Genomic DNA, 15226 nt, shown 5'->3' with positions numbered 1-15226 from the left:
CCGTATTGACCCCAGCATGACTCGAAATCCATAATCAGAGGTGGCTCACTTCTCGATGGAAAACCCGGCTCACTTCTGAGTGGAAATCAACACGCCCCCTTCATGCCGCTGTTCTTGCGGCTGACAGCAGTGCCCAACATGAACTTGACTTCGTTGGTGCCAAACAGGCGGTCGCGAGAGATGCCGAAGGCGCGGGCGCTCGCCGTGAGCGCGCTCGTAAGGCGGGCTTTCGCATCGGCGGCAACGGCATTGCTTACGCCGGCCTGCGCGCTGAACGTGTTCTTTGCCAAATCGGGCGCGCCGGCCGGATTGATCAGCGCGCCATCATAGGCGCGGTAGGGCACATTGCCCCCCAAATCTACCACCATGCTCCCGAACAACGCTTCCGACAGCGGTTTTCCGGTAAAGCCTTCCGCCTCAAACCGCTGGAACACCTCTTTCTCGCGGGCGACATAGCGAACGATCCGTTCGTCCGGCTGCGGAAGATCCGTGCTGCCTCTCGCGTCAGCCTCCATCAGACGCTCAAGCTCGCCTTCCCAGCCGTCGATCTGCTCGGATAGTGCCCACAGCACCGCGCTGAACCATTCGGCGGCGTGCGTTTCGTCGCTCCGCTCACGAAGGCGCTCATAGATGGCGAACCCATCCCCGCCGAACGGCAGTTTCTTGGCTACAGCCATCCGATCACCGACGATGGTCTGCGCCTTCGCGATGGAAGTACGGATATGCCGGAGCAGTTCATCCGGGGAATCCGGCGCGAAATGCGAGATCATGCGTTCGGCAATCGCCGCCGCATCTTCCTTCACCGGCAGAGGATTCGCGATCTCGACATCCGGCTGTTCCGCCACCTTCAATGCCGCAGCGATCTTTTCCTTCGGGAAAAAGGCCATCAACCGTGTCGAAACCTCCGACAGGCTCTTGACCGGGGTAAGATGGTCGAAAGCGTGGCCGTCATCGTTGCGGGCGCGAGACCAACCGGCCTCATAGGCCCGCATGAGCTGTTCTTTGATCGGCTCCTTCGGAAGCACCAGCCGAACGACATAGTTGCCGGGGATGGAGCCGATCATGCGCAGGCTGACAGTTGCTTCCTGTCCGAAGTCGTACCATTTCTGGTTTTTAGCTTGGCTCATGACACTCACCCGCGTTCGTTGTCGAAACGGAAGGGAGAACGCCCGAAGCCCCGGCCGTCGAGCGCGCCAACCACCATGGCTTCCTCCATGGCTCCGGCCGCAGCGACCTTCCCTCCCTCGATTTTGATGGCGTTCGCCTTGCGGAATTTCAGAGATTGCCATCGACCATCAGCCGTCTCGGCAATCATCAGCACGCAAATGCGAACCTCGACATCGTTCCGGTCCTCGCCATAGGCAATGATCACGTCATAGCCGGGCTTCACCGCGCCTTTGATGATGCCCGGAGCAGTGGCGTACATCCACGTTCCACCGCCGTCCGCGTTACCAACATACCAGAGGCGGCTCGTGCCGGGCGGCACGCCGTCGCATCCACGCTCGTTCAAAAACTCTCCGAGCGGTTTGTTGTCGAGCTTGCCTTCCGCGAACAGTTCCGCTGACGACAACGAAGCTGCATGGATTTTCGGTCTCGCATCCAGCGCGATTTCGCCCGGCCCGGCTTTGCCCGGCTGGCTCATGATGTCGTCAATGTCGTCGTCATCAAGCGGGCCGACATCCATCGACCCGTTAAGGGCGTCCATCGATGGGCTGTCATCATCGAGCGGAGCACCAAAATCGTCGCGTCGTTCATCCACCATCCCGGCTACCCCTGCATATCGAAGCCCTGATTGCTCAGGCCCCGGTTGACCGCTTCTTGGATGCGTTGTTGCGCCCTATGCAAAGTCTCGCCGCTGGCGATCTGATCGAACAGGCGTTGCTCGGCAGCGGCAAAGAGGGCCGGATCGAGCTGGATTATCGCCGCCTGATTGGCCTCTCGACGCCGCTCCGCGAGTGCCGTTTCCTTGACTGCCATCTCCTGCGAGTAGGAGGCCCCGTCCGCGACCTCCAAGCCTTCCGCGTCGAGCTGATCGAGGGCACTCAGATCATCATCTGTCTCAGCATGCCCCTCATCAACGTCATCAAGAGTGGCGTCCTCGTCCGGTTCCTGCTCTTCTTCGGTCGGGTCGTAATAGTCGTCGGCCGGCGCTGGCTCTATCGCGCCGATATCTTCATCGACGGACACGACATCCTGATCGGTTACATGATTTCCAAGGTCTTTGCCGTCAGGGCCTCGTCCAGTCGCCATAATCCCCTACTTTCCAGATGCTTCGGCCGCGAGCAAAGCGGCCATTACCGCCGCCTTTCGGGCTTCACTGTCGTTCATGTATGTGCGCAAGCGCATTGAGATCGCCCGCAGGCGGTTCAGTTCCACGACGAGACCCCGCTCCGACTGCATTTGCAGAGCATTCGTCCATTTCTGATAGGCTGGGCCGCCGCCGTAATTGTCGATCAGGGAGTTGAGCGCCTGCGTCACGCTACCGGCACCGTCGCCGATCCCCAGCGATGACGTGTTGCTCATCGCCGCCACAGCGGAGAGAGACACCAATGCTGGCGAGCGCCATGCTTCGGCTTGGCGCGAGCGCATCAGCGCCAGTTCGCCAGCAGGTGTACCTTTCTCTTGTGGCAAGGGCTTCGGGATCGCAAACCCGGCGAGCTGCTGGATAACTTGCTGCTTTTTAGCCCTGTTCGCAGACACGTTGAGCAGGACAGAGGCATCCGTGGACGCCGGATCGAGACGCGCTTGTGCCTGATCGCGTTCCGAGGGGACGCCGCCCGGCGATACGTCGAGGCTCTTGTACATCGAGGACGCATCGCTGGTCTGGCCGCTCAAGGTCGATGTGACCCGGCTTAGGAACGCTACCTGCGCGCAGGCGTTCGCGCCCTGCCCGGACTCATACGAATAGTCCTCCTTGATTTTTACCAAGCGCTCGTTGCGCACCTGTTCGTTGACGGTGTTGGCATAGGCCTCCTGACTCTTCTTCACCGTTTCTTGGAGACGCTGTTCTTCTCCGGCATATTGGCGATTGACCACCTTGAGCGCCGCCAGCACCTGTTCCAGCGTCTGCGCTCCCTCGAAGGCGACCCGCGTTTCGAGCAGCTTCGTGCGCTCGATCAGCGCCGCCTCCGTCTTGGCATGCTGCGCCATCCATTCTGTCGTGATCGAGCACCAAGCCGCATGAGCCTGTCCAGAGAACAGGGTTCCGGCCGAGACAACCGTTGCCGCCAGCATCCAACCGCGCACTGCAATCCGCATCTGACTTACCCCTCTCATTGCGCCGCCGCCCGTTGGTCTGGCCGGTTCGACACCACCACCGGCAAGGTCGAGCCGCCCTGCACGATCTGATTGATCCGTGCGAGGGCATATGAGGAAAGGGCCAGTTCTGTGCGGGCCGATCCTTTCGCTTGATAGGCCATCACGGCGATATTCGCGGCTTCGATCCTCACGGCGTCGAGCAGCGCGGCGCGAAGTGGCTTATCCGCCATCGCGGCGGCCCACTTCTCGCCGCCATCGTCACCGGTCCAGTGCTTCGTCAGTTCTTCCAGCGCCACGCGAGGACCGGCTGGATCATACTCGGCAGCGATAGAGGCCATGACCTCCTTGGAGACGGAGCGCCGCACATCGCGCCGGTTCTTGTCGAGCATGAAGACATTTCGCTCGGCTCCCTGCCCTACATCCTCGACGGGCGGACCCACGACAAGGTTGATGTAGTCTTTCGCAGCATCTCCACCATGGAACAGGCTCTCGCCATCGAACGACTTGTTCCCCGTGGCAAACTGCGACCATGAACGCGGCGAGGCAAAATCGCCCGGCTTGAAATACGTGCCACTGGAAACCGCTTGGGCCTTCGACGCCATTGACTGATTTGCCGCGTAGAAGGTCTGCCCCTTGGTCTGCAAATCGCAGGCATTATAGCCGGTTGTGCCGTAGCGCTCTTTCGCGTCGGCTATGGCATAGGCTTGACGCTGCTGATTGTTCACATTCGCCGCAGCTTCCGCCGACTTGCGAACAACCATGGAGGTTTGCTGCCCGGAGCCGCTTTCCTGCTTCGTGACGACCTTCAACGCGGCGAGCAGCATTTCCCGCTGCCTCTTCTCTTCCAAGATGAGCAGATTTTCCGAAAGTGTGATCTGAGCGACCACCTTCCCTTCGAGTTCGATAGTGCGCTGGATGACATGCGCGTTGATCGCGCACACCGCAGCCGAAGCCTCGCCACCGAACATCATGACCGGAACAAGAACCGATCCAGCAAGCGCCAGTTTCCGCGATTTTTTCATTGTCTGTCGCCTCCCATACCGGCCACTGCCACGCCCATCATGACCGACCGCGCGCCCGACATGAGCGCCGCCCGACGCCGGGCGTCGATCAACCTGACTTGCCCGCCGCTATCCGTCGCATTCGGTTCGATGGTCGGATATGGAGCAAGGACATCCACATAATCGCCCGCCGTCACGACCTCTTCCGGCCCATAATTCCGGCTGAAAAGGAACGGCCCAGCGTTCGAGTCGCCCGCATTGCGCTCGTTGCTGTACCCCGCCTTGCAGTAGGTATCGCCTAGCACCGCGCGTTCTTCTTGCGTGCAGTAGTGGCCGACGCGTTTGAGCATCGAGTTTTTCATGTTCGCCGCAGCATTACCGCCCCGGCTGATGTAATTGCTCTCCGCAGCCGAAAAGGACTTGAGCATCTTATCTTGGCTTTTCACTGTCCCCGTCATGCCGTTGAGGCTGGCTGTGACCGTGCAGGCTTGCTCACCTTGCCCATATTCGTAGCTGTAGCGATTCTTGATATCCGCTACGCGGTAGGCCTGTTCCTGCGACAAGATCGCGTTCACCCCAGCCTCGTCGCTCTTTCGGACGACTTGCTGGGTTTGCTGCCGAGATGCGGAGCGCTGCTTGTCGTGGACCTTGAGACCACCCATGACGCGCTCGAATGTCGCGATCCAAAGCTCCATCGACGCCTGCGCTGGCGTGATGGCAATAGTCGCCGTCGCAAATGCCGTCAGGAAGATGATCGCGGAGCGAGAGACCATCATCAGCCTCCGTTCTGCCCGGCTGGCGAGAACATATTGTTGAACAGATCGGGTGTCGTCGATCCGGCCGGTGTCCCGGTCTGGCTTCCGTTCACACCCGAATTGCCCGCCGGAGGCTGATAGATCGGTGATGTCGGGTTGTCCGATGTCGGAACACTTGCACTCGTGAAGGTATATTGCCCCATGTTAGGCAGGTTCGGAATGTTGATGGGACTGATGCTCGATCCAGACCCGCCGAGAAGATCGGACATCTGCGATCCCATCAGCGAATTGAAGTCAAACATCTGCCCGTTGATCTTCCCAACGATATCTTGGAGCTGATTGTTCAGAACTTGACACACCTGCTGGGTTGCCTGCTGAATCACGTTGTCGATCAGGGAAGAGCCGATGCTTCCCAAGAAATCCATGGAAGAAGGGATCAGGTTCGACAGGTCGAAGGATTTGAGCAGATTCGCGCCAAGGCAACTGTTGGCACCATTGAAGAACTTCGAGCTATCTACCTTTGCGGCATCCAGCAAGGCGATCTGGCGCTGCATCGCCAAGTCGGCCGCCTGCTGAATCCCGCAGCCCGATCCGGCAGACTGCGCCGATGCGGGAGCCGCATATAGCGCTAGCGCCAGCAAGGTGCCCCCAACCACAACCCCAATTCGTTGCATCTTCCACTCCTTCTAGCCGACGCGCGACTGCCAAGCGCTTACCGCGAGCATTGCGATTTTCACGTTCTGATGCGAGCAAACGCCTGCGAGCAGATCGGCGGCCACCGTTGCCTCGACATTCAGGCCGCGCTCGCGCCGCTCCGAGGCATAATGCTCGAAGACTGGCAGCAGAACGCTTGCTCGAAGTTCGTGAACCGAACCGTTGTCCTTGCTGCCTTGCGTCATCTCAGATTACCGCCTCGTGATGATACACATGATTTTCTCTCACACAAATACTGCATAATTCAAAAAAAGGCCAAGCGCTTTTCACCGCATCCACCACAACGCGGATGCGGGACACGGCAGACATGCGGGATCGCAGCGCTTCTCGAAGAAAAAGCGCCGTTTCGGTCAAAAAAGTCGGGTTTTGCGCTAAGCGCTGCCTACAGAGGGCGAAAAGCGACCTATGGCCCAGCCGGTGGCCGGTTTGGTGCCACGCATGCTTTCCATCTTTCTCGATAGCTTATGCGACGGTTCTCCGTTCGTAGCCCTCTTAGAAGAATCTATAATATTTGAATCTTCTTTCTGGCTGCATTTTTGCACACCCCCCCCAAAAAAAGAGAGCTGTTCGGGTGATTTTTCGGCGCGGTGCCGTTTCCAGCGGCCGAGCCTCGAACGGCAGTAGGCAACCAATTTCGCGAGCGGGGTCGCGAGAACCCGGATTACGGACACGGTGCCGCGAAGTCGCCCCGAGTCGATGCTGATCAAGCCAAGCTCTTCCAAAAGTCGCAAGGCCTGATTGACCGATGACCGGCAGACGCCGGCTTTCTCGGCTATCGTATTGATAGCCGCATCGCATCGATTCCGGTCCCGTGCGCAAAACTGGCAGATTGCTGCCAGCACCGCGCGGGCTGCTCCGCATTGCGGCAATCGCTCGATGAAGGCGGCAGGCACCTGATGGACGAGAAAATCGGCCAGACCGCGCCGCCGATCAGCGGCCTCGCGTTTCTCGGGCGGAGTGAGCCGGACGCTCGGCAGCGGCGGGGGGAAACGTGAATGACGAACAGCGTTGGCCGCCGCTCGCTTTACCGCGCCGGTCTGCGCCAGTTCACGAAGTTCATGACGCCGGGCGGTGGCGGCATTGTTGATTGCTTCAACAACTTCGTCTTCGCCGGGCGCACCGGTATAGCGGCCCCATACCTCGCGCATCAGCGCATCGACGGCCGCGATGGTCGGTAATCTGCCGACCCTCTCGTGTATATTGGATAGGGTTGTGCATGCTGGGTTTTCGTTCATCTCTGTCCCACTTGGCTGTGGGCCAAATCCGCCTGTGAGAAGGCAAAACCCCTTGCATTCTTCGGAGAAGCCGCTATCTTCCTTGTTACCAGCACGGAAGAGAACGCGTCTCCGAAGATCGGAATGGGTTCTATCTTTTACACAAAGCCCCGACCGCGATTTGATCCCGCGAGAGGGGCTTTTGCTTTTATGGCCCTAGTTCATCAAACTGATCCCAAATCACCTAGATTCGTTACACATACATTTGAGTGTGACGCGTAAATGTGAAATTTGTCAAACCCCATCATATACGCGCACGATTTCACATAGTTGCCGACATCGCTGACGATGCCGACTTTTCCGGTTTTGCGGTAGTAGACGCACCACTCACCAACTCTGCCGTTGCCGAACGATCAGCCGAAAGCTCGGCCGCCAGACGGCGCGACACGACTTGAACGAGATCGTTGTATGCCACTAAAGCGCCCTTGATTCCCACCATCCCCGATCCAAGTTTCGGATCGAGTGAGGCGTGGCAGATCATGCGCGCGACCTCGTTCGAACTTCCCGACGATCTTCCAACCGTCGCATGTCTAAGCGTGGCCCCCGTCAGTCCTCGATTGTTCCAGTCGGCGGCCATGCCATTCATTTTCTTGTCGCAAAGGTGATTCTTTGCCTTGACGACCATATCATAGGAATTGCCCTTGTAAGCCGCGAATGCCCCGGCTTCGCTGACCGCCGAAGCCAGCCTCGCAACGCCTGTCGGGTCATGGTAGGCAGCAAAGGAGCATTCCTCGTCCTTTCCCCTCTCGCGCACGCGCACTGCGCAACAGGTGGAGAATAGCTTCTCGTTCGGATCGCCGAATGGATCGGACCCGACGAACAGTCCGGTGTTGACCGTGCCCAGCTCGCGCACGGCCTTCACAAACTCGACATGCAGCTCTGCAAGCTTGGGTTCCAGCGCCGCCGCGATCTTGGCCGGGTCGACTGATATGTTCAGGTCTGCAAGCCGATGCTCGATATCGGGCACGAACTGCGGGAGCAGATAGTCCCGCATCGCTTTCGCATGATCAGGCGGTCCCGCGATGCCGAGGCCCTGCGTTAAGGCATGGAACCCGTCGAGCAAAGCCTGCACTCGGTCTTCGTCCGGCTTCACATAGGACACGCGACTGGCGATGCTCTTGCCCAGCTTCTCGATAACCTTTTTGTGCCCGTCCTTCTTCAACAGGTAGCAGTGCCGGATCGTGCCGGTCTCGTCCGTGTACATCGCCTTTTCGCCCATTCGCTTCCCGGCCAGAGCCGATACGGCGGCAAACAGGTTCCCCTCGACCGCGTAGCGCGTGCGGGACACATGGCCCCCGGCGACATTCTCGATCAGCAGCTCCATAAGCTGCGCTTCGGCCGTACCGCCACCGAATTTCGCGGCATGTACGATATCGTCGGCCGTCGCGGCGAACGGCTCGCCGCCCGCCGAATACAGCGCTTCGGTCAACATCTCAGACCACATCGGCGCGATCTCTTTCATCAAGCCGAGCGCGTTATCCGTGACCTGCGCGGCTTCCAACACCCACGAAGCTTCGCCTTTCTGGCGAGCGTCCTCGGCCGCCGCGAAGGCGCTCGCCAGTGGAAGCTCTATCAGGCGCTCTTCGCCGGGCACCGCAAGACGGATGTCCCATGCTCCGAGGTTGAGCGCCTTTTCTTCGTCAAAGCGCACGTCCGTGATGACGGCCGGGATAGCGATTTCACTATCTGCGAAGCTCGTTCCCTCGATGTAATCGACCGCCGCCTGAAACAGGGAGGTTTCCCGCAACCGGCCGATGGCGGCGGGGTTCACCGCTACGATAGCGCCAGGTTCTAGCAAAGGCGCGATCTGGTGAAGGAAGAGCACCTTGTTCCCGGCCTCGACAACCATCTTTTCGAAGCCTTTCGCATCGCCGGCAGCTTCGATGGCTGCGCGCCGCGACCAGACTTCCGCCGCCTTCTCGACGCTGTGCTCTTGTGCGCCGAGGCTACGCAAATCCTCGGCCCGGTTCATCAGGCGGTCGAAAATGGTGTCTGAGAATGAAATCGCCTTGCCGAGCGTACCCGGTGCGATCTCATCGATCTTCTCCTCGACAGTGATCCTGCGCCGCGTGATGTCGTCCACCATGCGGCCCTCGCCGCGTGCGATGGCGTCATCCACGCCGGACGTGCGCAAGGGCTTCACGGCTTCTCGGTAGGTGATCTTGTTGAGCACCAGTGAGCGCTCCGACATGCGTTCGGAGGCCTGATCGCCTGCGATCAACTGCCGGACCTCTTCCACCTGCGCTTTCCAGTCGTATTCGCGCAGGCGAAGCGGATTTTCGCCAAGGGCGTCAAGTAGCCCCACCCGCATCTGGAAAGCGGTGTCCAGCTCGCCCATGATAGCGCGCTGCATACCTGTTGGCAGCGCGATCATGCGCCCCATCAGCTTTTCTGAGAACCCGCTTCTGATTTTCTCGGGGTCTATATCGACATCGATATTGATGTCGAGAAGCTCCGCGATATCGGGATTGTTTGACAGATACTCGAAGGAGACGAACTGCCCAACCTCGTTGAGCAAATCGAGCGCTTCGCTGATGTTCGACTCGTTCTCTCGGGTCGCCGTGCTCGCCGAAGTGAGCGAGCGGTTTTTCCGATTGAAGAGCTGCGCCAGCCGGTCGGATGAGGCAAGTCCCTGTTGCGGGATCGTATAGAGGGGCGGGTGCAATTGCCCTACCCGGTTGATGCGCCCGTCGATCTGGCGCTCTTGCGCCACGTCCGCCTGCATCTGTGCCTTGATCATTTCACGGGGCCGCACATCGAAGCCCACTGCCGGCGACGAATGCGCCGAAAGGCCCACGGCGGCGGACTGATTCAGCAGCAGAACGTCCGAGCGGCCGTTGTTGAACGCGGAAACCACGTCATGCTTTAGAGGCTTGGCGCGCGACGACGCCACGTATCCGCCATCATCAGCTTGCCGGATCGTGAATGACCGGCCGGTAATCTCGCCCAAGGACAGGCCGTGCTTTTCCAGCGCGGCCGACAAGTCATCGATCACCGACAAGGACAGCAGAGAGAAATCTGCTTCGTCCACCCGGCGATTGAAATCAACCAGCCAGCCCTCGTATTCCTCCAAGCGCACATCGGCGGTGACGCCGAACCCGTTCGATTCCTTCACCGTCAGAAGCCTGTCGGCCATGCGCTTCACGACATGGCCGAGGTTCGGCTTCTCCGACAAGCGGACTTCCCCGCCCGGTGCGACAACTGCGACTTCATCATCGCCGGTCAGGTTTTCTTCGAGCTGCTGGCTGATCAGATCGCGCAAAAGTGCATCGCCAGTGTTCGCCACGGCGATCACCGGCTTGCGCCCCTCGCTGATCGAGCGCAGCACCATGTCTTCAAGGAACACGCCGTTGATCGACAGCGTGAGGTAGTTCGACAAGTGATGAAAACGCGAGGCCGGCGATTGATAATGGACATTCACGAGGCCGAGTGCCCGCGTGCGCTCTTCCTCGGAATGCGTCGTCTCCTTGACCAGATTTTCAAGCTCGCGCTCGCGCTCGGTAGACCACGCCTTGACCTCCCTGCCCAGCGCAAGAAGCTCGGCCATGTGGTTCGCGAACAGATCGACCTTTTCGAGCACCTGCGCATAGCGGTTAGGGTCGATGTCCTGTAGCGAAAGCGTCTCGCGCGCAACGTTCGTGTTGTCCAACTCGCGCGCGATCAGCGCGCCGCCTCGCGCCATCTCGAACGAAAGGGCTTCTTGCAGAGCCAGCGGCTCTTGCTCGATCAATTCTACGAGCCGGTCAGTCGGCAGGCCGACATCCGGCAGCGCCGAGCCGTAGACACGCAGATTGCGCGCTCCTTTCAAGGCTGTACCGGATGAATAGACCACCGATCCATCCATCTCTGTCACATGCTCGACCAGAGACTGCATGAGCTGGCCGACATTCGAGGCCTCGCCGGCCGCCTTGTGCGATTCGTCCATCATCAAGAGTGGCGGCCGATCCTGCCGCTTCAACCAGTCGATGATGGCCTCAAGCTTTGCTTGCCGGCCGACCGCGCCGAGCTGGGAATACGACGACAGAACCATGTTGACGGAGCTGTCGATCTCCTTCCCTTTCTTCGCCGCCGCACTGGCGGCTTTGAACACGTAGCCATGCGCGCCACGGCGCACACCCTCGAACTCAGGATCAATGATCGACGCATCCGCTGTGCTGTTGACGATGTATGGGCGGATGTTCTCGACCAGCTCGGACGGACGCTTGCGCAGCACTGTCGCCACATCGCGGGCGATGAAATCGGTGAACAGCGCTGGATTGTCCGTGAAGAACAATACCGGCCGGTCATCTTTTATGGCCGCCCGCGTCATGGCGGCGAGCTGCCGGCCCTTCCCGACGCCCATAAGATCGCCAATGATGACGGACTTGGCGTTCAGCGATTTGTGCAGCGAAAGGCCGACGCCATCCACCTGCCCTGCGTGCAGCAGCGCGCCCAGCTCTTCCTCCGGCACGCCGAGCTGATCGGCGACGAAAGCGTCAATTGGCCCGCGAATGCGCTCCAGATCGGCTAACGCTTCCGCGACTGGCGCGGCGAGCGCCTTCTGAATCTTCAGAAGCGGGCCGCCCACTTTCGAGGCCGGCTCATAGGTGACTTGGAACGGATCGTTGTCGAAAACGATGTCGTCTATCAACACTTCCGGCGTGATTGCGAGGCTGTCTTCCTCGTCCAGATCATCCGGCATCGTGTCGGCGAAGATCGGGGGGGCTTCGGGGGCTTCCACGATAGGCGGAACCTCCAGCTCCCCAGCCGGTGGCGGCTCGACGGCCGCAGGCGGCGAAACAGGTTCCGTCTGCCCCGGCGCTGGAGAAGATTCCGGCGATCCACCCGCCGTCCGCGTTTCGCCACGTTCCGGCCGGTCCTCGATCTCGGCTGTCGGTTGCGTCTCTCGTACCGGCCGTGGTGCGACGCCGGCCACAGGACCATCCAGCACCGGGGGCGCACCTCGCCGGCCGGCCGGCCGGCCGGTGTCGCGCTCCCCAGCCGATGCCGAGCGGCCCGAGACCGATCCGGCGTCCTCGCCCGGAGCGCGGCGGGGGAACCAGCGCCGTTGCCGGGGTTTCGTCACGGCAGGCCGTTCCGCCTCCTGCGCATCCTCGGCGGAAGGTCGGGCGCGAGCGGCTTCTTCCGCTTGGGCCATCTGCTCGGCCGACCAGACGCCGCGCCGCTCCATGATCTCCATCATCGCGGCGCTGGTAGCGTCACCCCAGCCGAACAATTCGTCCGTGGTTCTCAGATAAGGAAGCTCCGAAGGCAGCGCCTTCACATCCGCACCTGCTTTTGGCTCTTCGAGCCGTGGGCCGAGCGCATAAAGGATGACCGGAAATTCCGCCCCGGATTTCCGGTACAGGCGACCGTCCAGCATTGCCGCGCCGGCCACTTCGAACGTCGCATGCAGATAGCGGTTGAAGCTGTCGAGTGCGCCTTCCAGCTTGCCCTCAGTCTTCATTTCGCCGGGCAGCACGAGGAAGGCGCGGCCGGTGTCCGCTTTCAGGAACTCCAGCGAATCATACACGATGCGATGATCGAGACGGTTGATTGCCAGCTTCCGGCCATGGCGGTCGGTTTCGACCGATTGCTTCAATCCTTCGAAGGGCGGATTGGCGAGTACGACATCGTAGCTGCGCCCCTCCGCGTTCTCGCCTTTGTGCGGGAACGCGCGGGCGCTGATCGCCACCGACGAGGCTCCGGCCTCCCGAAGCGTCCGCTCACCGCGCGCCGCCCGGCTTTCATCGATCTCGAAACCCTCGACTCTTGCACCTGCTACGGCCGCACCGATAGCGAGCGCCCCGTTACCGGCTGTCGGTTCAAGCACGACATCCTCGGGCCTGATCCGCAGGATGTCGGCGGCCACCGAACAGATCGTTAGTGGCGTCGAATACTGCTGCAACCGCAGCCGCCCGGCCGTCCGCTCACCATGGGCGGCGGTCCGGTCGTTCAGCTCGCGCGCGATGTCACGAAGCGCGATCCCCTGCCCCGCCAGACGGGCGGCCTGCACCACCAGCGCAGCTTCTATCTCTTCCTGCAAGGAGAAGAGATCTAGGCCCGGCTGGTCGGGGTTCGAGACGATATCGGCATGCAGAGCTGCGAGCTTGCGCCGGTCGAACTGTTCACCCGTCGCAATCGAGCGCGCAATGCCTTCGGCGCAGCCACGAAGATCGTTCTCGCCAATGGCCCGCAAAAACCGGTCTCGATAGATGCCCTTCTCCCTCCCATCGGGAAGACGGTCATACTCGTAATGCGGCTGGTTTTCTTGGTTTACAGCTACCCGTCCGCCGATGGTCTCATAAACCACCGAGCCGGCCAGATTCATGCCGATCCGGCGCGGGGTTTCCAGTGACGCGATCCCCGCACCATTCAGGCAGTCCCGAAAACGGCGCATCAGAACGACATGATCTTCCAGATCAACCGTTCGATCACGCTCGGCCAAGTTTCTGGCGCTGATACCCATGCGCGTCCAGAGATCGACCGCCCGCAGGTCGTCAGGGGGGCGGACGATAAGTGCGGTGGCATCATCCGTCTTGATCGTGTTGAGGATCGGCACGCCGTGCTCTTTCAGAGCCGCTTCGACCGGACGCACGCCAGTTTCCGACTTCACCACTATGAGCAAATCGCTGCGGGCCGCGTGCATCCGCGCCGCACGCGGAATGTACGCGGCTCCAACATGATCCTTCGCGAGAATGGGTAAAACCACCGAAGGCATGGGGGCCTCCCGGTGTTAGAAGTCGAGCGAAGGACCGCGATTCAACGTCTCGTGTTGACGTTTCTCGCTGGTTTTCCCTGCTTCGGCCGACGCATCGGGGCGCTTGAACTCGATGTTATGAAGCGTTCGATGAACTCGTTCAGCTATCTTTGACAGCGTTGGTGGGTTCTCCGGTTGCTGCTTCGGTAGTGCCTTAAAGGACATCACCGAAGTCGCCGCCGGTCGCTCCATCAACTCACCATCCGCTCGGCGGGTCGCAACGGTAACTACCCCTGTGAACACCTCATTCGCGAACATCTCTTCTCTCTTCGCGATATGCTCTTCCGCTGCCTTAATAAAAGGCACCGTATAGCCCGGCGTGATGGATATTTTCACGCCTTCGGCCTTCACCCCTTCGAAGTAATCGCGGAGCGTTTTTTCGACATCGGCTTTTTCCGGGCCGTCCGGGATGCGAGCAGCAATTTTTTCGAAAGGGACGCCAGCTACCGATGCCAGAATTGCGAATGCAATCCCCGATTTCTTGTCCAACGTTGTGCGGTCGAGTGTGTCGCCGAAGCCGGAGGAAACTTTGAAGTCACCATCACCCACTTCATAGCTCGCTGTACGAGCATAATACGTATTGAAGTCGATGTAGCCGCGTTCGTTCGGCTGGGAGACAGTGACCATTACCGTCCGAGACATCACGCCTTCGCCGCCACGCGGGGAAACAAGATCACTACCGGAAAGGCGCTGCACTCCGTTGCCGACAGGTAATCTAGCATCAAACGCGGCCGCGATCTTGGAACGCACTCCAGCTTGATCCTCTGCTCGCAGACCAATGGAAGCACCTTCGTTGAAGACTTGCAGCCTCATCGACCCGTTATCGAATTTGCGAAGGCTGATGGTGCCAGCCATGATCGCCTTAGACTCCGGGTCTGAGACCAAACCGAAGGCGGTTTGCGCGTAGTAGTTCTTGTCCGAGAAATCGAGGCGGACATTAGTCAGTTGCAGGACACCGCCCGGCTTGATGTAGAACTTCTCATCCTTCGGATCAGCAAACTTCTCCAAGCCGACCTGATTGGCGAGGCGTTGCGCCCATACCTCGACGCGCTCCCGTTCGTCATCGATCCCGGCTTTCATCATGTTCGCCGCGCGAGCCGCCGACATCAGGCCCACTGTCAGCGAAGCGCCAGTCACTACATTTTTTCCAGTGACCGTAACAACATTGTCTTTTGTGGAATAACTCTCGACCTTGAGAGCCACATTTCCCAACATCGCAGGGCGATCAGGTCGCTCGCTGTTATTGCCAGCCTTTGCGTTGTTGTTGCGGAAATTGCCGCGATTCGGGCGTGTCGCCATATCAAATGCTCCTATCAACTGCTCACTTCGGCCGACGAACGGCTCCTACCCCTTAAAAAGGCAGCGAAAAAATTACATTGTCAAGAGTACGCAAAAAATGATGTATAGTGGCTTATCGGCAAAGCGCCGCTCCGCTTGAAATCAGCTACACAAATGCGTATTGTTGGCTACACACGCGGAGCTACA

Annotated in this window: 11 protein-coding genes; all 11 read right to left on the bottom strand. The window is 59.9% G+C overall.

The window, feature by feature from the left end:
* Positions 1–86 precede the first annotated feature (86 nt).
* The 11 genes from DY251_RS19545 to DY251_RS19495 all read right to left on the bottom strand — a co-directional run bounded on the left by DY251_RS19545 (position 87) and on the right by DY251_RS19495 (position 15040).
* Complete coding sequence (locus tag DY251_RS19545; RefSeq protein WP_116625592.1) at positions 87–1127, bottom strand: hypothetical protein; 1041 nt, start codon at positions 1125–1127, stop codon at positions 87–89.
* Positions 1128–1132: 5 nt separating this feature from the next.
* Positions 1133–1762 (bottom strand): hypothetical protein, encoded by a 630-nt coding sequence (locus tag DY251_RS19540; protein WP_116625591.1) that lies wholly within the window; start codon positions 1760–1762, stop codon positions 1133–1135.
* Between the two features lie 5 nt (positions 1763–1767).
* On the bottom strand, positions 1768–2250 hold the full coding sequence (locus DY251_RS19535) for a hypothetical protein (RefSeq protein ID WP_116625590.1): 483 nt from the start codon (positions 2248–2250) through the stop codon (positions 1768–1770).
* 6 nt (positions 2251–2256) lie between these two features.
* Entirely contained in the window at positions 2257–3258 is a 1002-nt protein-coding gene (locus DY251_RS19530) for a hypothetical protein (protein WP_116625589.1), read from the bottom strand.
* Between the two features lie 14 nt (positions 3259–3272).
* Positions 3273–4280: a hypothetical protein gene (locus DY251_RS19525; protein WP_116625588.1), complete on the bottom strand. Its 1008-nt coding sequence runs from the start codon at positions 4278–4280 to the stop codon at positions 3273–3275.
* Positions 4277–5035 (bottom strand): hypothetical protein, encoded by a 759-nt coding sequence (locus DY251_RS19520; RefSeq protein WP_116625587.1) that lies wholly within the window; start codon positions 5033–5035, stop codon positions 4277–4279. Before DY251_RS19520 ends, DY251_RS19525 begins: the two co-directional genes overlap by 4 nt.
* Complete coding sequence (locus tag DY251_RS19515) at positions 5035–5688, bottom strand: hypothetical protein (protein ID WP_147307483.1); 654 nt, start codon at positions 5686–5688, stop codon at positions 5035–5037. Before DY251_RS19515 ends, DY251_RS19520 begins: the two co-directional genes overlap by 1 nt.
* Positions 5689–5700: 12 nt before the next feature.
* Positions 5701–5913, bottom strand: a complete 213-nt coding sequence (locus DY251_RS19510) for a hypothetical protein (RefSeq protein WP_116625585.1) — start codon at positions 5911–5913, stop codon at positions 5701–5703.
* 186 nt (positions 5914–6099) lie between these two features.
* Positions 6100–6876, bottom strand: coding sequence for a helix-turn-helix domain-containing protein (locus DY251_RS19505; RefSeq protein ID WP_147307482.1), 777 nt, complete (start codon positions 6874–6876; stop codon positions 6100–6102).
* Positions 6877–7264: 388 nt separating this feature from the next.
* A complete protein-coding gene (locus DY251_RS19500) occupies positions 7265–13702 on the bottom strand; it encodes a strawberry notch-like NTP hydrolase domain-containing protein (protein ID WP_116625583.1) in 6438 nt (2145 codons plus the stop codon).
* 15 nt (positions 13703–13717) lie between these two features.
* Complete coding sequence (locus DY251_RS19495; protein ID WP_116625582.1) at positions 13718–15040, bottom strand: hypothetical protein; 1323 nt, start codon at positions 15038–15040, stop codon at positions 13718–13720.
* Positions 15041–15226: the final 186 nt, after the last annotated feature.

The sequence above is a fragment of the Mesorhizobium denitrificans genome (assembly GCF_003403035.1).
Taxonomy (GTDB): domain Bacteria; phylum Pseudomonadota; class Alphaproteobacteria; order Rhizobiales; family Rhizobiaceae; genus Mesorhizobium_G; species Mesorhizobium_G denitrificans.
This window is presented reverse-complemented; position numbering and strand designations above follow the sequence as displayed.